Origin of the sequence: Streptomyces sp. CA-288835 (genome assembly GCF_050936385.1) — a bacterium.
Taxonomy (GTDB): Bacteria; Actinomycetota; Actinomycetes; order Streptomycetales; family Streptomycetaceae; genus Streptomyces.
The window spans coordinates 3,215,414-3,237,821 of sequence record NZ_JBNJMW010000001.1; the positions used below are offsets into that span (position 1 = coordinate 3,215,414).

The window sequence follows — 22,408 nt, forward strand, 5'->3', positions numbered from 1 at the left end:
GTGGATCACGGGGCCCGTCCCCGGGTAGGCGGTCACAGCTTCTCCTCCGAGGCCTGCACGAACACCGCTCCGTTGCCGCTCAGCTCCAGTTGGAAGGCCTCGCCCGAGCCGCGGCCCACCATGTCGCGCCAGCCGAGCGCGGTGGACAGCTTGTTGCGTACGTCGCCGTGATGCGCGACGTACGCCTGCGGGTCGACGTGGACGGGGCGCTGCGGGGTGATCGGCACCTCGATGATCCCGCCGTGCGCCATGACGGCCACCGCGCCGTGACCCTTCAGGGTCGTCGTGAACAGCCCCTGGCCGGCGACCTGGCCGCGGACCATACCCATGACCCCGCCCTGCGAACCCATGAACATCGTGCCCTGCTCCAGCGTCCCGTCGAAGGCCAGCAGCCGGTCCGCCTCCACGTACAAGGTGTCGCCTGTGAGGTTGATCACCTCGACGTGGTGGCCGCCGTGCCCGAACAGGACGGTGCCCGAGCCCTCCACCGTCATCAGCGGCGCCGCCTCGCCCGCGGCCCGGCGGCCGATCATCGACATGACGCCGCCCTGGCCGCCCTGCATGTTCGGGGTGAAGGAGACCTCGCCCTTGTACGCGAGCATCGCGCCACGCTGGCTGAACAGCCGCTGCCCCGGCGCGACCGTGGCCTCGATCACCTTCGAGTTGACCTCGCGGAACGGCATCAGACCTCCCCGCCGATCGTGTTGCGCTCGCTGGGCTGTACATACACGAGCCCATCGCCCTCGAAGCGGATCTGGAAGGCCTCGCCGCCGCCCTCGCCCATGAACGTGCGGAACGTCACACCCGACTGGAACGACTGCCGCAGATTGCCCTGGTGCGCGATGTACGCCCCCGGGTCGACCGTCAGCGGATACTGCGAGCTGACCCGCAGCACCACCGCGGGACCGTCGGACATGATCGCCGCCTGGCCGTGACCCTCGATGGTCGTCGTGAAGAGGCCGTTGCCCTGCGAGGCGCCGCGCATGCCCGTGAAGGACGTGCCCGTACGCAGCGCCGAGTCCGTCGCGAGCAGATTGCTCGACTCGACGAAGAGCTTGTCGCCCTGGAGGGTCACGAGGTTGATCTCGCTCGCCCGGTCCGCGAACCAGCAGGTCCCGTGCCCCTTCACCTCCATCAGCGTCATCTGCTCGCCGGTGAGGCGCCGGGTCACCATCCCCCGTATCCCCTCCCCGCCGCCGCTCATCTTCTTGAAGTCCATCTGCCCGTCGTACGCCACCATCGAGCCGTTCTTCGCCTTCACGGCATCGCCGGTCATGTCGACGGCCAGCACCTTGCTGCCCTGGAGTCGGAACATCGCCACGGTGTGAAGGTAGCCGCCGGGCGCGGCCGGTGACAGATCCTCCGGGATGATCCCGACCCTGAGCACACCCTGATCGCACCGCAGGGGGACCCGTGCGGGACGCGTGGTCGAACCCCTGAACGCGGTTCGGCCCCCACGCCGGTCCGTGTCAGCGCCGGATGCCACAATGGGAGCCGCTTGTGCGTACGTTCACAAACCGCCGCAAAGCGTGACCCTCTACCGCCACTGCCATCGAAGGTGACTCGTGGACATCAAGACCGCCTCCGCCCTCCGCCGCCTCCGTCTGGTCTCCGCCCCCGAGGCGATCTCGTTCCTGCTGCTGCTCGTCTGCTCGGTGCTGAAGCGGACGACGGACTTCAACGCGGTGCCCGTGATGGGCATGATCCACGGTGTCCTCTTCATCCTGTACGTGCTCTTCTGGGCCGACGCGTGGAACCGTACGAAGTGGTCCCCGAAGACGGCGGCCCTGTACTTCATCCTCTCCGTCCTCCCGGCCGGCGGCTTCGTCGCCGAGCGCAAGCTGAAGCGTGAGGCCGAGAACGCGGTCATCGCGTCGCGCGCCCGCCAGGAAGGGATCGTCAACGCATGATCGTCGCCTTCTCCGTGACGCCGCTGGGTGTCGGCGACGACGTGGGCGAGTACGTGGCCGACGCGGTCCGTGTCGTACGCGAGTCGGGGCTGCCGAACCGTACCGACGCGATGTTCACGTCCGTGGAAGGCGAGTGGGACGAGGTCATGGACGTCGTCAAGCGGGCCGTCGCGGCGGTCGAGGAACGCGCGCCGCGCGTCTCGCTCGTCCTCAAGGCGGACATCCGGCCCGGCGTGACGGACGGCCTCACGTCCAAGGTGGAGACGGTCGAACGGCACCTGTCCGCCTGAGGCGTTCCGTCACTTGCTCAAGTCGGGCGCCGGGATCTTCGCCGTCGACCGTTCCTGCCCGCCCATGTCGAGCCGGAACGGCGGGTACTGGTCGGTCATCAGCGCGGCGTAAGCCATGACGCGGGCAACCCAGCGGGCCAGGCCGAGCAGGAAGTCGTAGAGGTGTCCCGGGTAGCGGGCGGTGAACGCCAGGATGACCACCGCGACCAGGGACAGGAACGGCATCAGGCCGCCGCCCCGCCACCCGTCCTCCCCCGAACCCCAGCCGCCGGCGAGGAACCCGACGACGATGTACTGCGGGATCGCCAGCAGCCACCACTTCACCAGGACAAGGCCGCGGGAGAGCCGCTCGGGGTAGGCGACGTCGAAATGCGCCGGATAGTCGGGTACGTCCGCGAGGGTGAACGGCGGGTACCGGTCCGTGCCGAGTGCGGTGTGGGCGTAGTAGGTCACGCGCCAGTTCCAGCGCATCACGCCGACGTTGAAGTCGAAGAGGGACCGCGGGTACCGGGCGGTGAACAGGATGGCGAAGAACGCGACGATCGTCACCAGCACGAACGCGATCCCCAGGAAGAACAGCACGATGTAGTGCGGGATGGCGAGCAGCCACTTCACCAGCCACATCCATCGGGACAGCCGGGGATCGAGCGAGGCTTCGAGACGGACAGGCGACGCGGGGGCAGGGGGCGCGGGGGCAGGGGGCGCGGTCACGTGGCGGGCTCCTTCCGGTCCCCCCGGTCGAGATGATCACCGTCAGGAACTCAGGCTCGCACGCGGCGCGGAAGCCTGCGACTCGTGGCCGCCGCCCCCTGAGGATGCCTCTCAGCCCTCCGTAATGCCCGCCACCAGCTCATCCGCCGCCCGGTACGGATCCAGCTCCCCCGCCACGATCCGCTCCGCGAGCGCGCCCAGGCGGCGGTCGCCGTGCAGGTCCCCGATGCGCTCCCGGAGGGCCGTGACGGCGATCGTCTCGACCTCGTGGGCGGCGCGGGCGAGGCGGCGTTCGGCGAGGACGCCTCGCTCCTCCATCCAGGCGCGGTGCTTCTCCAGGGCCTCGACTACCTCGTCGATGCCCTCGCCACGCGCGGCGACCGTCTTGACGATCGGAGGGCGCCAGTCGCCGGGGGCGCGGGATTCGCCCAGGCCGAGCATGTGGTTCAGTTCGCGGGCTGTGGCGTCGGCGCCGTCGCGGTCGGCCTTGTTGACGACGTATACGTCGCCGATCTCCAGGATTCCGGCCTTCGCAGCCTGGATTCCGTCGCCCATTCCGGGAGCCAGGAGCACCACCGACGTATCGGCCTCGGACGCTATCTCGACCTCCGACTGGCCCACGCCCACCGTCTCGACCAGGACCACGTCGCAGCCCGCCGCGTCCAGTACCCGGATGGCCTGGGGCGCAGCCCAGGCGAGTCCGCCGAGGTGGCCGCGGGTGGCCATGGAGCGGATGTAGACGCCGGAGTCGCCGGCGTGCTCGGACATCCGTACGCGGTCGCCTAGCAGCGCTCCGCCGGAGAACGGCGAGGACGGGTCGACGGCGAGGACGCCGACCCGCTTGCCCTGCCGCCGGTACGCGGTCACGAGCGCGGACGTGGACGTGGACTTGCCCACGCCAGGCGAACCCGTGAGCCCGACGACGTACGCGTTCCCGGCGAGCGGGGCCAGCGCCGCCATGACCTCGCGGAGCTGCTCGGACGCCCCCTCCACCAGGGAGATCAGCCGGGCCACGGCCCGCGGCCGGCCTTCCCTGGCCTGGGCCACCAGTGTGGGGACGTCCTGCATCACAGCTCCGATCCGATCCATACCGAGTAAGGACTAAAAGGCCGTTCAGCCCTTGGGTACCCGCACGATCAGCGCGTCACCCTGGCCGCCACCGCCGCACAGGGCTGCCGCGCCCACGCCGCCACCGCGCCGCTTCAGTTCCAGGGCGAGGTGGAGTACGAGACGGGCGCCGGACATGCCGATGGGGTGGCCGAGGGCGATCGCGCCGCCGTTGACATTCACCTTTTCCGTGGACACCCCGAGGTCCTTCATTGACTGGACCGCGACGGCCGCGAAGGCCTCGTTGATCTCGATGAGGTCGAGGTCCGAGACGTCCAGGCCCTCCTTCTTCAGGGCGTGCTGGATGGCGTTCGAGGGCTGGGACTGGAGGGAGTTGTCGGGGCCGGCCACATTCCCGTGGGCGCCGATCTCCGCGAGCCACTCGAGGCCCAGCTCCTGCGCCTTGGCCTTGCTCATGACCACGACGGCCGCAGCACCGTCGGAGATCTGCGAGGCCGAACCGGCCGTGATCGTCCCGTCCTTGGTGAACGCGGGCCGCAGCTTGCCCAGCGACTCGGCGGTCGTCTCGCCGCGGATGCCCTCGTCCTTGCTGAAGACGACGGGGTCGCCCTTGCGCTGCGGAATCTCGACGGGGGTGATCTCGGCGTCGAAGACGCCGTTCTTCTGGGCGGCGGCGGCCCGCTGGTGCGAGAGGGCGGCGATCTCGTCCTGTTCCGGGCGGGCGATGCCGAGGCGGGTGTTGTGCTTCTCGGTCGACTGGCCCATGGGGACGTTCTCCCACGGGTCGGTCAGACCGTCGTACGCCATCGCGTCGAGCATCTCGATCGCGCCGTACTTGAAGCCCTCACGGGACTTCGGCAGCAGATGCGGCGCGTTCGTCATGGACTCCTGGCCGCCGGCCACGATGACGTCGAACTCGCCGGCCCGGATCAGCTGGTCCGCGAGCGCGATCGCGTCCAGGCCCGAGAGGCAGACCTTGTTGACGGTGAGCGCCGGGACGTTCATCGGGATGCCGGCCTTGACCGCGGCCTGCCGCGCCGGGATCTGCCCCGCCCCGGCCTGCAGAACCTGGCCCATGATCACGTACTGCACCTGGTCGCCGCTGATCCCCGCACGGTCCAGGGCGGCCTTGATCGCGAATCCACCGAGGTCGGCTCCCGAGAAGGACTTCAGGGAGCCGAGCAGCCGTCCCATCGGGGTGCGGGCACCCGCGACGATCACGGAGGTGGTGCTGTTCGTTCCAGTCATGAGGAGCGATCCCCTTCCAGCTTGCACAGCTGAGGAGTGAACGAGGGTTTACTAAAATGTACTGAGCGGTAGGCCACCCGTCATCCGGCGGGGCGTGTGATCGCGCGCACGTTGCGTAACCGCGTGGGGCGCGCTGCACTAACACCATGTTGACGCGAATCGACCACATCGGGATCGCCTGTTTCGACCTGGACAAGACCGTCGAGTTCTACCGTGCCACGTACGGCTTCGAGGTCTTCCACTCCGAGGTCAACGAAGAGCAGGGCGTACGCGAGGCCATGCTCAAGATCAACGAGACCTCCGACGGCGGCGCCACCTATCTCCAGCTCCTGGAGCCGACCCGCGAGGACTCCACCGTCGCGAAATGGCTGGCCAAGAACGGCGAGGGCGTGCACCACATCGCCTTCGGCACCCCGGACGTCGACGCGGACGCGGCCGACGCCAGGGACAAGGGCGTACGTGTGCTCTATGACGAGCCTCGCAGGGGCACGATGGGGTCGCGCATCACGTTCCTGCACCCCAAGGACTGCCATGGCGTACTGACCGAACTGGTGACGTCCGCGCCCAAGGAGTCCACTGGTGAGGGGGCCGTTGAGTCGTCCGGGCACTGAGGTCCGTAAGTCATGGTCTGGGGACTTTCCGTCGGCCACTGCGCCTCGGACCCCGGATCCCCCGGCCGGAAAAGCAGGTTGGCCAGGCACCCGGGTCGATCGGGCCCGGTAGGGTTGGATGCGGTCGTCGCTCCGGGAGGGCGGCCGCGGGCCGGGGTCCGGGTTTCGGGGGACGAGCGTCGGGGCAGCAGCCCATGCTCCGCCGTTGATCTGACACCATTCCCCGGGGGCCCCGTTCGGCGGATGGACGGAGCTCGTTTGGAGAGACTTGCGACCAGGGGACGGATGGGACCGCGCAGTGCGGGGCTACGAACGCCAGGAGCGAGAGCCGGCGGCTGACGTCGACCACCTCTCTCGGTTCGAGGCCGAGATGGAACGGCTGAAGACCGAGCGGGAGAAGGCCGTCCAGCACGCCGAGGACCTCGGCTATCAAGTCGAGGTGCTGCGCGCCAAGCTGCATGAGGCGCGCCGCAATCTGGCGTCCCGTCCTGCCTTCGACAGCGCCGACATCGGCTATCAGGCCGAGCAGATGCTGCGTAATGCGCAGATCCAGGCCGACCAGCTGCGGATGGACGCGGAGCGGGAGCTGAGCCAGGCTCGCGCGCAGACCCAGCGGATCCTCCAGGAGCACGCCGAGCAGGCCGCCCGCCTCCAGTCCGAGCTGCACGCCGAGGCCGTGGCCCGGCGTCAGAAGCTCGACCAGGAGCTGGCCGAGCGCCGGCAGACCGTCGAGTCGCACGTCAACGACAACGTCGCCTGGGCCGAGCAGCTGCGCGCCCGCAGTGAGCAGCAGGCCCGCCGCCTTCTGGACGAGTCCCGCGCCGAGGCCGAGCAGGCCCTGGCCGCGGCTCGCGCCGAGGCCGAACGTATCTCCGCGGAGGCCAGGCAGCGCCTGGAGGCCGATGCCGAGGCCGCCCGCGCGGAGGCCGAGGCGCTGCTGCGCCGGGCCCGTACGGACGCCGAGCGGCTGCTGAACGCCGCGTCCACGCAGGCGCAGGAGGCAACCGACCACGCCGAGCAGCTGCGCAGCTCCACGACGAACGAGTCGGAGTCGGCCCGCCGTCAGGCCACCGAGCTGAGCCGGGCCGCCGAGCAGCGCATGGCGGAGGCCGAGGCGAAGCTCCGCGAGGCGCAGGCCGAGGCCGACAAGGTCCTCACGGAGGCGAAGGAGGCCGCGGCCAAGGCCCTGGCCAGCGCCGAGTCCACCAACGAGCAGCGCACGCGTACGGCGAAGGAGCAGGTCGCCCGGCTGGTCAGCGAGGCCACCAAGGAGGCCGAGACCACCAAGGCGGACGCCGAGCAGGTCGTCGCCGACGCCCGCCTGGAGGCGGAGAAGATCCTCGCGGAGGCCGCCGAGACGGCCCGGAGCGCCACCGCGGAGGAGACCGCCTCGCAGCTGTCCTCGGCCGCGCGTACGGCCGAGGAGGTCCTCAACAAGGCGTCGGAGGACGCCAAGAAGACGACCAAGGCGGCCACCGAGGAGGCCGAGCGGATCCGCCGCGAGGCCGAGGCCGAGGCGGACCGGCTGCGGGCCGAGGCGCACGACATCGCCGAGGAGCTGAAGGGCGCGGCGAAGGACGACACCAAGGAGTACCGCGCCAAGACCGTCGAGCTGCAGGAGGAGGCGCGCCGGCTGCGCGGCGAGGCCGAGGCCCTGCGGGCCGACGCGGTCGGCGAGGGCGAGCGGATCCGCGCCGAGGCACGGCGTGAGGCCGTCCAGCAGATCGAGGAGGCGGCCAAGACCGCCGAGGAGCTGCTCGCCAAGGCGAAGGCCGACGCGGATGAGCTGCGCTCGAACGCGACGACGGAGAGCCAGAAGCTCCGCACCGAGGCCATCGAGCGCGCCACGACGCTGCGCCGCCAGGCCGAGGAGACCCTGCAGCGCACCCGCGACGAGGCCGAGCGCAATCGCGCGGAGGCCGTCGAGCTGTCGGAGACCATCAAGGAAGAGGCCGAACGGGCCGCGCTGGAGCTGCGCGAGGAGGCCGAGCGCGCCGTCGCCGCCCGGCAGGCCGAGGCCGCCGAGGAACTGAACCGGCTCCACACGGAGACCGAGGCGCGTCTGGCCGCCGCCGAGGAGGCCCTGACCGACGCCCGCGCAGAGGCGGAGCGGATCCGCCGCGAAGCCGTCGAGGAGGCCGACCGGCTGCGCCACGAGGCCGCCGAGCGGCTCCGGACGCTCCAGGCGCAGGCCGAGGCGGAAGCCGAGCGGCTGCGCCACGAGGCCGCCTCCGATGCGTCCGCCTCGCGGGCCGAGGGCGAGGCCATCGCCGTACGACTGCGTTCGGAGGCCTCCGCCGAGGCCGAGCGGCTCAAGTCGGAGGCCCAGGACTCCGCGAACCGGGTCCGGGCGGAGGCGCAGGCCGCCGCCGAACGGCTGGCGGCCGAGGGTGCCGAGACGCTGGCCGTCGCCCAGGAGGAGGCCACCCGGCGCCGCCGCGAGGCCGAGCAGATCCTCGGGACCGCGCGCGAGGAGGCCGACCAGGAGCGCGAGCGGGCCCGCGAGCAGAGCGAGGAGCTGCTGGCCTCGGCGCGCAACCGCGTGGAGGAGGCCCAGGCCGAGGCCCTGCGCCTGGTCGAGGAGGCCGACCGGCGCGCCACCGAGATGGTGTCGGCCGCCGAGCAGACCGCGCAGCAGGTACGGGACTCCGTGGCCGGGCTGCACGAGCAGGCGCAGGACGAGATCGCGGGCCTGCGCAGCGCCGCCGAGCACGCGGCGGAGCGTACGCGCACGGAGGCACAGGAGGAGGCGGACCGGGTCCGCGCCGACGCCTACGCGGAGCGGGAGCGGGCCGCCGAGGACGGCAACCGTCTCAAGCGGGAGGCGCGGGAGGAGGCGGAGGCCGCCAAGTCCCTTGCGGAGCGCACGGTTTCGGAGGCGATCGCCGAGTCCGACCGGCTCCGCTCGGAGGCCCGGGAGGACGCGAACCGGCTCCGTTCCGACGCGGCGACCCAGGCCGACAACCTCATCGGCGAGGCCCGCTCCGAGGCGGAGCGGCTCCGTTCGGAGACGAACACGGAGGCGGAGCGGGTTCGCGCCGAGTCCGTGGCGAAGGCCGAGAAGCTGATCTCGGACGCGACGGGCGACGCCGAGCGGCTGCGCGCCGAGGCCGCCGAGACCGTTGGTTCCGCACGGCAGCACGCCGAGCGGGTGCGCGGCGAGGCGCAGCGGCTCAAGGCCGAGACGGAGGCGGAGGCCGAGCGGGTCCGGGCGGAGGCGCGCGAGGAGGCCGACCGCCTGATGGACGAGGCCCGCAAGGACGCCAACAAGCGGCGTTCCGAGGCGGCGGAGCAGGTCGACAAGCTCATTCGGGAGTCGTCGGCCGAGGCGGAGAAGCTGACCTCCGAGGCCCGGCGGACCGCGCAGAAGACCACGGCGGACGCCGAGACGCAGGCCGACACGATGGTGGGCGCGGCCCGCCACGAAGCGGAGCGGCTGGTCTCCGAGGCGACCGTCGAGGGCAACTCGTATGTGGAGCGGGCCCGTACGGACGCGGACGAGCTGCTGGTCGGCGCGCGCCGGGACGCCACCGCGATCCGCGAACGGGCGGAGGAGCTGCGCGACCGGATCACCGGCGAGATCGAGGAGCTGCACGAGCGGGCCCGCCGTGAGTCCGCCGAGGCGATGCGATCGGCCGGCGAGCGCTGCGACGCGCTGGTGAAGGCCGCCGAGGACCAGCTGAAGGAAGCCGAGGCGAAGGCCAAGGACATGGTCTCGGAGGCCAACTCCGAGGCGGGCAAGGTCCGTATCGCCGCCGTACGCAAGGCCGAGGGGCTTCTCAAGGAAGCCGAGCAGAAGAAGACCGCGCTCATCGCCGAGGCCGAGCAGATCCGTTCCGACGCCGAGCGCGACGCGAAGCGGATGGTCGAGGAGGGCAAGCGCGAGCTGGAGGTGCTGGTCCGCCGCCGCGAGGACATCAACGCGGAGATCTCCCGTGTCCAGGACGTCCTCGAGGCGTTGGAGTCTTTCGAGGCCCCCGCGAGCGGCAAGGACTCGGGGGTCAAGGCGGGCGCGGCGGCCGGTGCGACCCGTTCGGGTGGCAAGTCCTCGGAAAGCTAGCCAAAACGGCCGGTTTCGTACTCGCTCGGGGCCTGTGACACCGTGTCCTGGGTGCGCTGCGGACCGTTAGCCATCAAAAAGGGCGTCATTCTCCATACCAAGTCTGTCTTCTGCTCGATGACGCGCCGCCTTGACCCCTAGGATTCCACCTATCACCTCACCGGTCTCATTCGACAGGAACCCCATGAGCGACACTTCCCCCTACGGCTTCGAGCTTGTGCGGCGTGGGTACGACCGCGCTCAGGTGGACGAACGCATCTCGAAGCTCGTCTCCGACCGTGACAGCGCTCTGGCCCGTATCACCGCCCTGGAAAAGCGCATCGAGGAACTCCACCTCGAGACGCAGAACGCCCAGGCTCAGGTGAACGACGCCGAGCCGTCGTACGCGGGTCTCGGCGCGCGCGTCGAGAAGATCCTCCGCCTCGCCGAGGAGGAGGCGAAGGATCTGCGCGAGGAGGCCCGTCGCGCGGCCGAGCAGCACCGCGAGCTCGCCGAGTCCGCCGCCCAGCAGGTGCGTAACGACGCCGAGGCGTTCTCCGCCGACCGCAAGGCCAAGGCGGAGGACGAGGGCGTCCGGATCGTCGAGAAGGCCAAGAGCGACGCCTCTCAGCTGCGTGCCGAGGCGCAGAAGGACGCGGCGTCCAAGCGCGAGGAGGCCGACGCCCTCTTCGAGGAGACCCGCGCCAAGGCCGCGCAGGCCGCCGCCGACTTCGAGACGAACCTCGCCAAGCGGCGCGAGCAGTCCGAGCGCGACCTGGCCTCGCGTCAGGCCAAGGCCGAGAAGCGCCTCGCGGAGATCGAGCACCGCGCGGAGCAGCTGCGCCTGGAGGCGGAGAAGCTGCGTACGGACGCCGAGCGCCGGGCCCGGCAGACCGTCGAGACGGCTCAGCGGCAGGCCGAGGACATCGTGGCCGACGCCAACGCCAAGGCGGACCGGATCCGTTCGGAATCCGAGCGCGAGCTTGCGGCTCTGACCAACCGCCGCGATTCGATCAACGCTCAGCTGACGAACGTGCGCGAGATGCTCGCGACGCTGACCGGGGCGGCTGTCGCTGCCGCGGGCACGCCGGAGCAGGATGAGCCGATCTCTCGGGGAGTTCCGGCTCAGCAGTCTCGGTAAGTTCGGTTGTGGGTTAACTGCCGGCCGGTTGTGGCTGGTCGCGCAGTTCCCCGCGCCCCTTAAAGGGGCGCTCCACGAGCCCCCTGCTTTCAAGCGCAGGGGGCTTGTGTTTTACCCAGACTTGGTGGGAACCGTCAGCCGACCGTTATCCTCCTAAGCCTTACGGGGGCATGCGTCCCGACACACTGACCTGTCGATGGGTGCGGAGAATGATCGAGGCAGTCGGCCTGACTAAGCGCTATGGCGCGAAGACAGCCGTGTACAACCTTTCCTTCCAGGTGAGGCCAGGTGCCGTCACCGGCTTTCTCGGGCCCAACGGCTCGGGCAAGTCGACGACCATGCGGATGATCCTCGGCCTGGACAACCCGACCGCGGGGCAGGTGACGATCGGCGGCTATCCGTACCGGAGGCTGCCCAACGCCCCCCGCCAGGTCGGCGCGCTGCTCGACGCCAAGGCCGTGCATGGGGGCCGGCACGCGCGTAACCACCTGCTGTGCCTGGCGCAGCTGTCCGGCATCCCGGCCCGCCGTGTGGACGAGGTCCTCGGGGTCGTGGGCCTCCAGGACGTGGCGAAGAAGCGCTCCAAGGGGTTCTCGCTCGGCATGGGCCAGCGCCTCGGCATCGCCGCCGCGCTGCTCGGCGACCCTCAGGTGCTGCTCTTCGACGAGCCGGTCAACGGACTCGACCCCGAGGGCATCCTGTGGGTGCGCAACCTCATGAAGTCCCTTGCGGCGGAAGGCCGTACGGTCTTCGTGTCCTCGCACCTGATGAGCGAGATGGCGGTGACCGCCGACCACCTCATCGTGATCGGCCGCGGTCAGTTGATGGCCGACATGAACATCAAGGAGTTCATCTCGGCCAACTCCGCGGACTTCGCGCGCGTACGGACTCCTGATGCCGAACCGCAGCAGCGCGAGAAGCTGACGGCGGCGCTGACCGAGGCCGGCGGCCAGGTGCTGCCCGAGCAGGACGGGGCGCTGCGCATCATGGGCCTGCCGCTGCCCCGCATCAGCGACCTCGCGCACAGCCATGACGTACGCCTGTGGGAGCTGTCCCCGCACCAGGCCTCGCTGGAGGAGGCGTACATGCGGATGACGCAGGGCGCCGTCGACTACCGCTCGACCGACGACCAGCGCGCGGGCTTCCAGCAGGAGATGCCGCCGGGTGCCATGCCGCCGCCGCAGATGCCGGTGCCCGGGCAGGGCCAGCCGGGCTGGTACGCCCCGCCGCCGCCCCAGCAGGGCGGCCAGCCGTTCGCGATGCCTCAGGGGCAGCCCGCGGGCCCGTACGGGGCGCCGACCGCGCCCGGCGGCCCCGGCGAGCCCAACCCGTACGCCCAGGCCGCTCCCGCGCAGCCCGCCGCCGCTCCTGACATGACCAAGCCCGAGGACGCCCGATGAGTACGCCCCAGCCACAGATGCAGCAGCAGACGCAGCAGCAGGCCCCGCCCAACTGGCAGGCGGCGCCCGGCCCTTCGTACACCTCGCCGATCCCCATCACGCGTACGCACCTGGGGCATGCCATCGCCTCGGAGTGGACGAAGATCAAGTCCGTACGGTCCACCATGTGGACGCTCGGGGTCTTCATCCTGCTCGTGGTCGGCATCGGGCTGGCCGCCGGTGCGGCCGTCGCCGCCTCCTCGACGGATCTGGACGGCGAGCACCCGCTGTCCCTGGGCTTCTTCGGGCTGCTCCTCGGCAGCATGTGCATCATGACGCTCGGCGTGCTCACCACCGCCTCCGAGTACGGCACCGGCATGATCCGGACCACGATGACCGCGTGCCCCAGCCGCGCGCGGGTGCTGGTGGCCAAGGCGATCGTGTTCTTCCTGGTCGCCTTCGTGGTCACGGTGGTGTCCGCCACGATCGTCGCCTTCGCCCAGGTGACCATGCTGAAGGACAACGGCGCGGGCGATCCCACCGGTGAGGACTGGCTGAAGGGCACGGTCGGGATCAGCCTCTACATCGCGCTGCTCGGACTGCTCTCGCTCATCGTCGGCTCGCTCGTCCGACATTCGGCGGGCGCCATCACGATCATGATCGGGGCGCTGCTCGCTCCGCTGGTCATCGCGATGTTCATGTTCACGGCGTCCCTCGAAGGCGTACGCGACGCGCTCCTCGAGTACTCGATCCCGAACCAGCTCAGCGTCTTCTACTCCCAGTCCCTCAGCGAGACCGGCCCGTCCGGCTGGGACCCGCTGTGGATCATGCTGGGCGTGACGGCCGCGGCGTTCGTCGGCGCCTACCTCCTGCTGGAGAAGCGCGACGTGTGAGCCGTATGAACAGGGGCCCCAAGGGCCCTTAGAAACGTGGCGCGTTGCGGGACCGCTGCACCCGAGTGGTGCGGCGGTCCTTCGCGTTCCAGCAGGCCTTGTGCCAGTGGCGGCGGTCGTCCACGCCCGCGTGCTCCGGCCAGGCCACCACATGCGGGACCGCCGAGGGGATCAACTGCGCGCAGCCCGGGCACCGATACGTCTTGCCCTCGGCACTCGCGCCCGCGACGTGGCGTACGCTCCACGCCTCGCCCTGCCAGCTCTCCGAGGTCTGCCAGCCGCCGTAGCGGTCGGACCGGTCGCTCTGTTCCGCGGACGCGCTGGGGGCGCCCTTGGGACGATTGCGGCGCGGGGACACAGGACACCTCACGGCTTTACAGGGAGCACGGGCCGCATCCAGCCTACGCGGCGCAGCCATGGGTACACGTACCACAAAGCCCCCACAGACTCCGGCGTGACCGGCTCAACCTTCCGGCGTGACCGGCCCATTCTGCAGACAATCCGCCAATCTCCCCGCCAAGCCGTGTCTTTGGCACGTGTCAGACGGTTATGCGGGGCAGGGAGCCGCCTCGGCGCCAAGGAGGACAGGAGTGCGATGCGCATAGGAAGTTTTGTACTGGCGGCCCAGTTCCCGGGACAGGGCCACGGAGAGGCACTGCATCGCGCGGTGCGATCGGCGGAGGTCGCCGAGGAGGCGGGACTCGACGCGGTCTGGCTGGCCGAGCACCACTTCGTGCCGTACGGGACATGCCCGTCGGCCGTCACGCTTGCCGCGCTGCTGCTCGGCCGCACCCGCCGTATCCGCGTCGGCACGGCGGTCAGCGTGCTCCCCAACACACACCCCGTGGCGCTCGGCGAACAGGCCGCGCTGCTGCATGTGACGTCCGGCGGACGCTTCATGCTCGGCGTGGGGCGCGGAGGTCCCTGGGTCGATCTGGAGGTCTTCGGTGCGGGCCTCGAGGCGTACGAGCAGGGGTTCCCGGAATCACTCGATCTGCTGGTGCGCTGGCTGCGCGAACCCTCCGTCTCCAGTGCCGGCGAGCGCTTCAACTTCCGTGAAGTCCCGGTCGTACCAAGGCCGTCGGAGGATCTGACGGGCGCCGAGGGTCCGGAGGTCGTCGTCGCCTGCACCTCGCCGGCGAGCGTCCGGCTGGCCGCCGAGCGCGGTCTGTCGATGCTGCTGGGGATGCATGTCGGCGACGAGGAGAAGGCGGAGATGGTCGCGCTGTGGCGTAAGCACGCCAGGGCCGCGGGCCGCTCCCCCGAGGAGATCGCGGGCGCGGCGCACGTCTCGGCCGGTATCGCGCAGATAGCGGACCGTCGGACGGACGCGGTCGAGACGCTCGTCAAGGCGATGCCGGGCTGGCTGAAGCAGGGTCTTGAGGCCCATGTGACGGTGGACGGCCGCGCCCGGTCGATGCGGGACCCGCTGGCGTACACCGAACTGCTCTGCGGTCTGCACCCGGTGGGCCCGCCCCGGCTGTGCGCGGACCGGCTGGCGGCGACCTCGGAGCGTACGGGGATCACCCGCTTCGCGCTCCTGGTGGAGGGCTCGGGTGACCTGGCGGCGACGGAGGAGAACGTACGGCGGCTGGGAGCGGAGGTGCTGCCACGGCTGCGGTGAGGAGCTGGTGCCGGGACGGGTACGGCAGTTGGTGTGCCCGGCCGGTCGGCGGCGGGCGGGGTTCAACGCGCCCGCCTCGCGGGGAGCTTGCCGCCCCGTGCAAAAAATGCACCTCCCGCGTACGGGGCGGCAAGCCTGCGGCGTCGCTGCCTCAGCAGTCCCGGAACTCCGGGGACTGGTTCAGCAGTTGGCTGCGCACCGAGGTGAAGCGGGCCAGCGTGTCGTCAACCGACGCGTCAAGCGGGAACACCGCCACCCGATGGCAGTTCTGGAAGGCCAGCCGTACTCCGAAGTGCCGCTGCAGAGCGCCGCGTATCGCGTCACTCGCGAGCGCTCGCAGCAACTGGCCCCGTGCCTGCTCGTCCGGCGGCGGCGTCTGGTTGTCGGCGAAGTTTCCGCCGTCGACCTTCAGTTGGGCCACCAGGGAGCTGATCATCTCCCATGCGTAAGGCAGGGAAGTCCGGACGCAGTCGACGAATTCCGCTTCGTCGACCTCGCCTCGCTCGGCCTGTTCGAGTAGGGCCGGTGAGACGTCCAGCGACATGGGTTCTCCTCTCGCACCCCCTCCCGACAGAGGGGGTTGACGGACAGGGCGGGAGACCGCGACAACGGACAAGCTGACAACGGACACGCTGCGTACGCGCACCACGACCTCCCGTTCATACGGTAGGCAACTGTTCTTGATCGCACCAGGACATCTGGAACACAGCAGGGCGCCAATGCGCACACAACCGGCCACTTACGAACAGCATGTGCCATTGGCAAGAGGCGTTGACGATGGGCGAATCGCGTTCACCAGCGCCCGTCGAGTAGCGTTGCCGACCATGCGTCTCGTCATTGCCCGCTGCTCCGTCGACTACGCCGGCCGGCTCACCGCCCATCTCCCGTCGGCACCCCGCCTGATCTTGGTGAAGGCGGACGGCAGCGTCTCGATTCATGCGGACGACCGGGCTTACAAGCCCCTCAACTGGATGTCTCCGCCCTGCACGTTGAAAGAGGGGGACGGAGACGAGAAGGGCGTCTGGACCGTCACCAACAAGGCGGGCGAGAAGCTCATCATCACGATGGAGGAAGTCCTCCACGACTCCTCACATGAACTCGGCGTGGACCCGGGCCTGATCAAGGATGGCGTGGAAGCACACCTCCAGGAACTGCTCGCCGACCGCATCGAGACCCTCGGCGAGGGCTATTCGCTGATCCGCCGCGAGTACATGACGGCCATCGGCCCGGTCGACATCCTCTGCCGGGACGCCGAGGGACAGACCGTCGCCGTGGAGATCAAGCGCCGCGGCGAGATCGACGGCGTGGAGCAACTCACGCGCTATCTGGAGCTTTTGAACCGCGACCCGCATCTCGCGCCGGTACGCGGCATCTTCGCGGCCCAGGAGATCAAGCCGCAGGCCCGCGTCCTCGCGACCGACCGCGGCATCGGCTGCACGGTCCTCGACTACGACGCGCTGCGGGGCATCGAGGACGACAAGCTGCGGCTGTTCTGACGGACGGGACGTTCTGAGGCTTACGACGGCAGAGGGCCGGGTCCGCATGAAGCGGACCCGGCCCTCTGCCGTGACGTACAACTGCCGTGTCGTATGCGGCTGTCAGAACCCCGGCGTCAGATCACCGTCGTCAGATCGCCGCCCGTCGGATCGTCGCTCTCCGCCGGAGCGCTCGCGGTGGTCTCGGGCGGGCTCACCGGTGTGCTGGGCGCCGGGCCGCTGGCCGAGTTGTCCGGCGGCGTGGGGTCGTCCGGCGGCTCGACGGTCGGCGGAGTCGTCGGATCGTCCGGCGGCGTCGGCGTCGGGTCGTCCGGCGGCGTGGGGTCGTCCGGCGGAGTCGGGTCGTCCGGCGGAGTCGGGTCGTCCGGTGGCGTCGGCTTCGGGTCGTCCGCCGGCGGCTTGCTCGTGGGCGGCTTCGACGGCGACTTGGTCGGGTCGTCCGGGTCCTTCGTCCCGGTCGGGTCGTCCTTCGACGGCTTCTTGCTCGGCGTCGGCGTCGGATCGTCCGCGGTGCCCACGATGCCGTCCTCGCCCGGGTCCGGGGGCGTCGGACGGCTCGTGGAGTCCGAGTTGCTGTCGTCGTCCCTCACCGGCTGGTCCGCGCCGAGCCCGCCGCCGTTCTCGCCCGGACCGGCCGACGGGTTGACGCCGACCCTTTCCGAAGGCGGCGGGTTCTCGCCGTCCGAGGTGGCGCCGAGCGTCACCACGGTGCCGAGTACAGCGACGAGGAGCGCTCCCGCGCCCGCGGCCACCAGATTGCGCTTGGTGCCGTTCACCAGCCGCTTGACGCCGCTGGGCCGGTGCGAAGCCGGAGGCCCGGTCCGACGCGTGATCACCGTCGCGAGCTGGGGCGGCGTGGGCGGCGAGGCCGACGCGAACGTAGCCGGTACGCCACCAGGGGGCGACGCCGACTCCTCGTACCGCGCGTCGGACACCTCCTCGCCCGTCGTCGCCCCGAACCCGCCGGCCGGCGTGACACCCGTACGGTCGTCGACCAGCGCGAGGGCGCGGCGGCCTGCGGTGCTACCGCGCTTGTCCGCGACGGCGCCGCGCAGCCCGACGGAGGCCTCCAGCTCGGCGCGGGCCCGGTCGTACTGGCTGCCGCAGAGCGCCAGTATCCCCAACTCATGGTGGAAGTAGGCCTCTTCGGAGACCTCACCGGCGACCCTGGCCACCTCGGCTCCGGCCCGGAGTGTGCGCTCCCACGAACCCCAGTCGAGGCTCGCGGCGAACGCGGGCGCGACCGCACGGGCCAGCGCTACGGCGACGCTCTCCTCCTCGCCCTCCAACGGCGGCTCGGCGACCGACACAAGCCCGGTGAGCGCCGCGAGCACGGCGTCCGCCTCGGCGGCGACCCGCTCCGGCGTGACCGAAGGATGCCCGGCCCACCAGGCGTAGTGCTGGGCGGCGGTCTGCGCCCGCTCATGCGCGTCGGAGGCATACCCGTTGGCCGTCAGCTGGGTGTGCACGCCCGCCGCGAGCCGGTAGTGCGAGCCGACCGGCGTGACGAGCGCGCAGCCGACCAGCTCCGCGAGCGCCGCGTCCGCGTGCGTGTCCCCGACCAGCGCCGGCAGATGCGCCTGGTGCGGCACCTCGCCGCCCAGGGCGACGGCGAACCGCAGCGTGGCGCGCGCCGATTCGCTGAGCCGGGAGGCGAGCAGCGCGGCGGGTGCGGCGCCGTCGGCGAGCGAGGGCAGCGGTACGTCGTGGAGGTCGTCGGCGTCGAAGGGCGCGTCCACGGGCGCGTCCTCGTAGTAGCCGTACTCGTCGAAGGCGTTCGGGTCGGCGCGCAGTTGGTCGCGCTGCCGCAGCAGGGCGCCGGCCTGTACGAAGCGCAGCGGCCGTCCCTCGGACTCGAACCAGAGGTCGCCCGCCCAGTTCGCCTCGTCCTCGGTCAGTACGCGGCCCACGGCACGCTCGAGCAGTTCGAGCCCGCCGGCCCGGCCCAGGCCCCCGAGGAACACCTCTTCGAGGAGTGAGTCGGCGGACGGCGCGGCGACCTCGGGCGTCGCGGAGATCAGGAAGGCGCACTCGGGCGTCGCGTCGAGCAGCCCGTCGAGCGCGCCGCCGCCGAACTCGATGTCGTCGAGGACGACGACCGCGCCGATCTCCCGGACGAGCGCGAGCAGTTCGTCCGGCTCCGGCCGGTACAGCGGCGCGCTGTAGACGGCCGCGAAGAGGTCGTGCAGCAGATCGCCGACGGTGCGGCGGTAGCCGCTGAGACGTACGACGCCGTCCGGCGCGAGATCCGCGCAGTCCTCGGCGACGGCGTCCAGAAGCGCCGTACGGCCCGATCCCGACGGCCCGGTGAGCCGTACGGAGCGCCCGCGCGCAAGCAGGCGTACAAGCCGCTCACGCTCCTCCTGGCGCTCCAGGAGCGGCATCCGGGGCAGCGAGTGCCCCGGTGGTACGGGCGGCCGCGAGGCGCGCGCCAGCTCGGCTCGCTCCGCGGGTGTGAACTTCACCGGTCTGCCCGGCCGTTCGCCCGGCGGGCAGAGCTCTATCTCGCTGCCGTCGACGGGATTGACGGTGAGCAGGAAGTCACCGGACACGAGCTGGACGGTGCGCGCCAGTGCCGGCGCGTTCTGGCTGTTTCCCGGTGCGAGCGCCTGCGTGAGCGGATCGCGCGGCGGACGTTGTCGAGGCGTCCGGACGTCGTCGTCGCGGACGTGCTCTTCGGGTCCTCGGTTGTTCGTCGGGTCCATAGGTCCAAGCCCCCCAAAAGCGTTGTGTGCCGAGCCCCCCGGCCTGCTGCACACTGCGCTGTCGCTTCTGGTCCGGTGCCCGCTTACGGGTTGGTGAGGGTATAGCGGGCAGCCGAACCCTAAACCTTTGCACAGTATCTACGAACAGACGGGGTACGGCGCCGTCCTAGACGTCACAGCTTCATGAGGATTGTGTTCGCTGTGCTTTTCATGCAGGAGACGGCGGTCCGGTTCCTTGCGAAAGCCGGTTCTCGAGTGAGCGGCGGTACGTTCCTTCTGGAGGCGGCGGTCCGGCTCATACCCGGGGCAGCGACTCGACTCCGATGCCACCCTCGATCGCCAGGATCCGGTGCAGCCGGGTCGCCACCAACAGGCGTTGCATCTGCGGCGGGACGCCGCGCAGCACAAGCCTCCGGCCACACCTCCCCGCCCGTCGGTGGGCCCCCATGATGACACCGAGTCCGGTGGCGTCCCAGGAGTCCAGTTCTGACAGGTCGAGCACCAGGTCGCCGGCTCCGTCGTCGACGGCCGAGTGCAGGACCGTACGGGCGTCCGCCGCGCTGACGACGTCGAGGCGGCCCCCGACGGCCAGCTCGGCGTGGTCGCCCCTGATGTGCATATGCGCTCCCCGAGAGTGCGTTTCGTGTTCAGCGTCTTTCGTGCTCTTCCGTGTCCTGTGTTTGTGCCAGGACTGACTGCCGTACCGGGGCAGAAGTTGCCGTCTGTAAGCGAACCGATACCGAAACCACCCCGAAGGGTGATCACTGTAGGGGACGACAGAACGTCAGTAGGCGTAAAAGCCCTGCCCGCTCTTGCGTCCGATATCACCGGCGTCGACCATCCGGCGCATCAGTTCCGGAGGCGCGAACTTCTCGTCCTGCGTCTCCGTGTAGATGTTGCTCGTGGCGTGCAGCAGGATGTCCACGCCGGTCAGGTCGGCGGTGGCCAGCGGCCCCATCGCGTGACCGAAGCCCAGCTTGCAGGCGACGTCGATGTCCTCGGCGCTGGCCACGCCCGACTCGTACAGCTTCGCCGCCTCGACGACGAGCGCCGAGATGAGCCTCGTAGTGACGAAGCCGGCGACGTCGCGGTTGACGACGATGCAGGTCTTGCCGACCGATTCCGCGAACTCCCGTGCGGTGGCGAGCGTTTCGTCGCTCGTCTTGTAGCCGCGCACCAGCTCGCACAGCTGCATCATCGGGACCGGCGAGAAGAAGTGGACGCCGACGACCCGCTCCGGGCGCTCGGTGGCCGCCGCGATCTTGGTGATCGGGATGGCGGAGGTGTTGGACGCGAGTACGGCCTCGTCCCTCACCAGTTTGTCGAGCGCACGGAAGATCTCGTGCTTGACGTCCAGCTTCTCGAAGACGGCCTCGACGACGATGTCGGCGTCGGCGACCGCGTCGAGATCGGTGGTCGCGGTGATACGCCCCAAGGCCTCCTCGGCCGCATCGGCGTCCAGCTTCCCCTTGCTCACGAACTTCTCGTACGAGGCCTTGATGCCGTCGGTGCCACGGGTCAGCGCCTCATCGGTGACGTCCCGTAGGACGACGTCCCAGCCGGCCTGTGCGGATACCTGGGCAATACCGGAACCCATCAGTCCGGCTCCGATGACGGCAAGCTTCCGCGCCACAGTCCGACTCCCCTAACCCACTAACACGCTGCTTATATCTGCCTCTCCGGCGGACCTTAGCGCTCGTTAAGGGCTGTGTGACTAGTTAGTAATGCGCGTCACGTCTCAATGGACGGACATCACACCGGGAGGGGTCATTCCGGCGCTCGTACGGCGTAGTTGAGGACCTTCTCGCTCAACAGGTCCTCCATGTCGTCCAGGAGCAAGAGCACCTCTCGGGACACTTCGCCCGGTTTGCGCCCGGCGACCATTTCGCGGCCGATGACGCCCATCACCGTCTGGTGCAGCCAGTTGATCTGACCGGCGATCAGCGTGGGCATGGGGTCGTCGACAGGGGCGCCGGTTTCCTCGCGCAGGGTCGCCTCCAAGTTCTCCTGGACCTCCTGCTGGACGCTCCACAGCCTGGAACGCAAGGTGGGCGCCTCATGGATGACCCTCATGAACTGTTCGTAGCCCTCCATGAGACCGACGCGCGGCGAGACCGTCTCGACCTCCTCCCGCAGCTCGCGCAGTACGGCGGCAGCGGCCGACTCCCCCACGTCACGGCCGCGCACCCAACGCGAGAGTCGGTGGACCACGTCCTTGCTGCGGTCGAGGAAGAGGTCCTCCTTGGCGGGGAAGTAGTTGTAGACGGTGTTCACGGAGACGTCGGCCTTGTCGGCGATGTCCGCGATCGTCACGGTCACGAAGCCGTGCTCCACGAACAGCGACGTGGCGATGTCCGAGATCCGCTGCCTCGTCTCGCGCTTCTTCCGCTCCCTGAGCCCCTCTGCCATGCCTCCATCGTAGCTTTGCTGCGGTGAGGCCAATCTTGGGTCCAGACAATTTTTGGTGTTGTTGCAAAATTTCATGGACTCTGTTTTTCTTGGCGCATGGCAATCATCAGTACGGCCGGGCTGGCCCGGACCTTCCAGACGAAACAAGGCCCGGTGGAGGCGGTGCGGGGCGTGGACCTCACCGTTCAGCCGGGCGAGATCGTCGGCTTTCTCGGACCCAACGGCGCGGGCAAGACGACCACGCTTCGGATGCTCACCACACTGCTCGCGCCCACCGGGGGCGCGGCCACGGTCGCCGGCTGCGACCTGGTCCGCGAACCCGGCCGCGTGCGCGAGAAGACGGGCTATGTCGCCCAGTCCGGAGGCGTCGACCCGAACATCTCCGTACGCGAGGAACTGGTCACCCAGGGGCGCCTCTACCGCCTGACGAAACCTCAGGCCATCGCCCGCGCCGAGGAGTTGGCCAAGGACCTGGGCCTGACCGAGTTCCTGGACCGCAAGTGCGCGGCGCTCTCCGGCGGCCAGCGGCGGCGGCTGGACATCGCGATGGGCCTGATGCACCGGCCCGAGGTGCTCTTCCTCGACGAGCCGACGACCGGGCTCGACCCCGGCAGCCGCGCCGATCTGTGGGATCTGGTGCGGCGGCTGCGCGACGAGTACGGCACGACCGTATTCCTGACCACGCACTACCTCGACGAGGCGGACGCGCTCGCGGACCGGCTGGTGATCGTCGACAAGGGAACGGTGGTGGCCGAGGGCACGCCGGGCGCGCTCAAGCTCCAGTACGGCGGGTCACTCGACGCCACCCTCCAGGACACCTTCCTCGCCATCACCGGTCGCGGTCCCGTACCCGCCGACTCCACCCCCGTAGCCGTATAGGACCC

The 22,408-nt window shown here is 70.1% G+C and carries 21 protein-coding genes; 10 read left to right on the forward strand and 11 right to left on the reverse strand.

Annotation, left to right across the window (positions count from 1 at the left end; all coding sequences use genetic code 11):
- Positions 1 to 32 precede the first annotated feature (32 nt).
- Together ACQEVY_RS14280 and ACQEVY_RS14285 are read right to left on the reverse strand one after the other, a co-directional pair.
- Entirely contained in the window at positions 33 to 683 is a 651-nt protein-coding gene (locus ACQEVY_RS14280; RefSeq protein ID WP_432948394.1) for an AIM24 family protein, read from the reverse strand.
- Complete coding sequence (locus tag ACQEVY_RS14285; RefSeq protein WP_328774076.1) at positions 683 to 1,315, reverse strand: AIM24 family protein; 633 nt, start codon at positions 1,313 to 1,315, stop codon at positions 683 to 685. Before ACQEVY_RS14285 ends, ACQEVY_RS14280 begins: the two co-directional genes overlap by 1 nt.
- 250 nt (positions 1,316 to 1,565) lie before the next feature.
- Between ACQEVY_RS14285 and ACQEVY_RS14290 the strand changes: the two genes are divergently transcribed.
- Positions 1,566 to 1,910: a DUF3817 domain-containing protein gene (locus tag ACQEVY_RS14290; protein ID WP_432948396.1), complete on the forward strand. Its 345-nt coding sequence runs from the start codon at positions 1,566 to 1,568 to the stop codon at positions 1,908 to 1,910.
- Entirely contained in the window at positions 1,907 to 2,200 is a 294-nt protein-coding gene (locus tag ACQEVY_RS14295; RefSeq protein ID WP_432948398.1) for an MTH1187 family thiamine-binding protein, read from the forward strand. The genes ACQEVY_RS14290 and ACQEVY_RS14295 overlap by 4 nt, the downstream gene beginning before the upstream one ends.
- A gap of 9 nt (positions 2,201 to 2,209) precedes the next feature.
- Here ACQEVY_RS14295 and ACQEVY_RS14300 read toward each other — a convergent pair whose 3' ends face one another.
- The 3 genes from ACQEVY_RS14300 to ACQEVY_RS14310 all read right to left on the reverse strand — a co-directional run bounded on the left by ACQEVY_RS14300 (position 2,210) and on the right by ACQEVY_RS14310 (position 5,227).
- Positions 2,210 to 2,911 (reverse strand): DUF4389 domain-containing protein, encoded by a 702-nt coding sequence (locus ACQEVY_RS14300; protein WP_432948400.1) that lies wholly within the window; start codon positions 2,909 to 2,911, stop codon positions 2,210 to 2,212.
- A gap of 111 nt (positions 2,912 to 3,022) precedes the next feature.
- Positions 3,023 to 3,979: a methylmalonyl Co-A mutase-associated GTPase MeaB gene (gene meaB / locus ACQEVY_RS14305; protein WP_432948402.1), complete on the reverse strand. Its 957-nt coding sequence runs from the start codon at positions 3,977 to 3,979 to the stop codon at positions 3,023 to 3,025.
- Between the two features lie 45 nt (positions 3,980 to 4,024).
- A complete protein-coding gene (locus tag ACQEVY_RS14310) occupies positions 4,025 to 5,227 on the reverse strand; it encodes an acetyl-CoA C-acetyltransferase (RefSeq protein ID WP_432948404.1) in 1,203 nt (400 codons plus the stop codon).
- Between the two features lie 146 nt (positions 5,228 to 5,373).
- Here ACQEVY_RS14310 and mce point away from each other — a divergent pair, with 146 nt between their 5' ends.
- The 5 genes from mce to ACQEVY_RS14335 all read left to right on the forward strand — a co-directional run bounded on the left by mce (position 5,374) and on the right by ACQEVY_RS14335 (position 13,290).
- Positions 5,374 to 5,838, forward strand: coding sequence for a methylmalonyl-CoA epimerase (mce, locus tag ACQEVY_RS14315; RefSeq protein ID WP_328768572.1), 465 nt, complete (start codon positions 5,374 to 5,376; stop codon positions 5,836 to 5,838).
- 298 nt (positions 5,839 to 6,136) lie between these two features.
- The gene (gene scy, locus ACQEVY_RS14320) at positions 6,137 to 9,898 is read left to right on the forward strand and encodes a polarized growth protein Scy (protein ID WP_432948406.1); all 3,762 of its coding nucleotides are present in this window, start codon (positions 6,137 to 6,139) and stop codon (positions 9,896 to 9,898) included.
- 184 nt (positions 9,899 to 10,082) lie between these two features.
- On the forward strand, positions 10,083 to 11,018 hold the full coding sequence (locus tag ACQEVY_RS14325; protein WP_165340636.1) for a cellulose-binding protein: 936 nt from the start codon (positions 10,083 to 10,085) through the stop codon (positions 11,016 to 11,018).
- A 209-nt stretch (positions 11,019 to 11,227) separates the two neighbouring features.
- Positions 11,228 to 12,418: an ABC transporter ATP-binding protein gene (locus ACQEVY_RS14330; protein WP_432948408.1), complete on the forward strand. Its 1,191-nt coding sequence runs from the start codon at positions 11,228 to 11,230 to the stop codon at positions 12,416 to 12,418.
- Positions 12,415 to 13,290, forward strand: coding sequence for an ABC transporter permease subunit (locus ACQEVY_RS14335; RefSeq protein ID WP_432948410.1), 876 nt, complete (start codon positions 12,415 to 12,417; stop codon positions 13,288 to 13,290). Before ACQEVY_RS14330 ends, ACQEVY_RS14335 begins: the two co-directional genes overlap by 4 nt.
- A 28-nt stretch (positions 13,291 to 13,318) precedes the next feature.
- On the opposite strand, the gene ACQEVY_RS14340 is transcribed toward ACQEVY_RS14335, so the two are convergent.
- Positions 13,319 to 13,648, reverse strand: coding sequence for an ATP/GTP-binding protein (locus ACQEVY_RS14340; protein ID WP_432948412.1), 330 nt, complete (start codon positions 13,646 to 13,648; stop codon positions 13,319 to 13,321).
- A gap of 237 nt (positions 13,649 to 13,885) precedes the next feature.
- Between ACQEVY_RS14340 and ACQEVY_RS14345 the strand changes: the two genes are divergently transcribed.
- Positions 13,886 to 14,914: an LLM class flavin-dependent oxidoreductase gene (locus ACQEVY_RS14345; RefSeq protein WP_432948414.1), complete on the forward strand. Its 1,029-nt coding sequence runs from the start codon at positions 13,886 to 13,888 to the stop codon at positions 14,912 to 14,914.
- Between the two features lie 151 nt (positions 14,915 to 15,065).
- Here ACQEVY_RS14345 and ACQEVY_RS14350 read toward each other — a convergent pair whose 3' ends face one another.
- Positions 15,066 to 15,458, reverse strand: coding sequence for an SCO5389 family protein (locus ACQEVY_RS14350; protein WP_165340641.1), 393 nt, complete (start codon positions 15,456 to 15,458; stop codon positions 15,066 to 15,068).
- A gap of 280 nt (positions 15,459 to 15,738) precedes the next feature.
- Between ACQEVY_RS14350 and nucS the strand changes: the two genes are divergently transcribed.
- Positions 15,739 to 16,410 carry an endonuclease NucS gene (gene nucS, locus ACQEVY_RS14355; protein ID WP_165340642.1) on the forward strand — a complete coding sequence of 224 codons (672 nt, stop codon included), beginning with the start codon at positions 15,739 to 15,741 and terminating at the stop codon, positions 16,408 to 16,410.
- A gap of 116 nt (positions 16,411 to 16,526) precedes the next feature.
- Here the strand turns inward: nucS and ACQEVY_RS14360 are convergent, their stop codons facing one another.
- The 4 genes from ACQEVY_RS14360 to ACQEVY_RS14375 all read right to left on the reverse strand — a co-directional run bounded on the left by ACQEVY_RS14360 (position 16,527) and on the right by ACQEVY_RS14375 (position 21,524).
- The gene (locus tag ACQEVY_RS14360; RefSeq protein WP_432948417.1) at positions 16,527 to 19,115 is read right to left on the reverse strand and encodes an ATP-binding protein; all 2,589 of its coding nucleotides are present in this window, start codon (positions 19,113 to 19,115) and stop codon (positions 16,527 to 16,529) included.
- Positions 19,116 to 19,410: 295 nt separating this feature from the next.
- The gene (locus ACQEVY_RS14365) at positions 19,411 to 19,734 is read right to left on the reverse strand and encodes an STAS domain-containing protein (RefSeq protein ID WP_165340644.1); all 324 of its coding nucleotides are present in this window, start codon (positions 19,732 to 19,734) and stop codon (positions 19,411 to 19,413) included.
- A 165-nt stretch (positions 19,735 to 19,899) separates the two neighbouring features.
- Positions 19,900 to 20,748, reverse strand: coding sequence for a 3-hydroxyacyl-CoA dehydrogenase family protein (locus ACQEVY_RS14370; protein WP_432948419.1), 849 nt, complete (start codon positions 20,746 to 20,748; stop codon positions 19,900 to 19,902).
- 134 nt (positions 20,749 to 20,882) lie between these two features.
- Entirely contained in the window at positions 20,883 to 21,524 is a 642-nt protein-coding gene (locus ACQEVY_RS14375; RefSeq protein ID WP_432948421.1) for a TetR/AcrR family transcriptional regulator, read from the reverse strand.
- Between the two features lie 96 nt (positions 21,525 to 21,620).
- Between ACQEVY_RS14375 and ACQEVY_RS14380 the strand changes: the two genes are divergently transcribed.
- Complete coding sequence (locus tag ACQEVY_RS14380; RefSeq protein WP_432948423.1) at positions 21,621 to 22,403, forward strand: ABC transporter ATP-binding protein; 783 nt, start codon at positions 21,621 to 21,623, stop codon at positions 22,401 to 22,403.
- Positions 22,404 to 22,408: the final 5 nt, after the last annotated feature.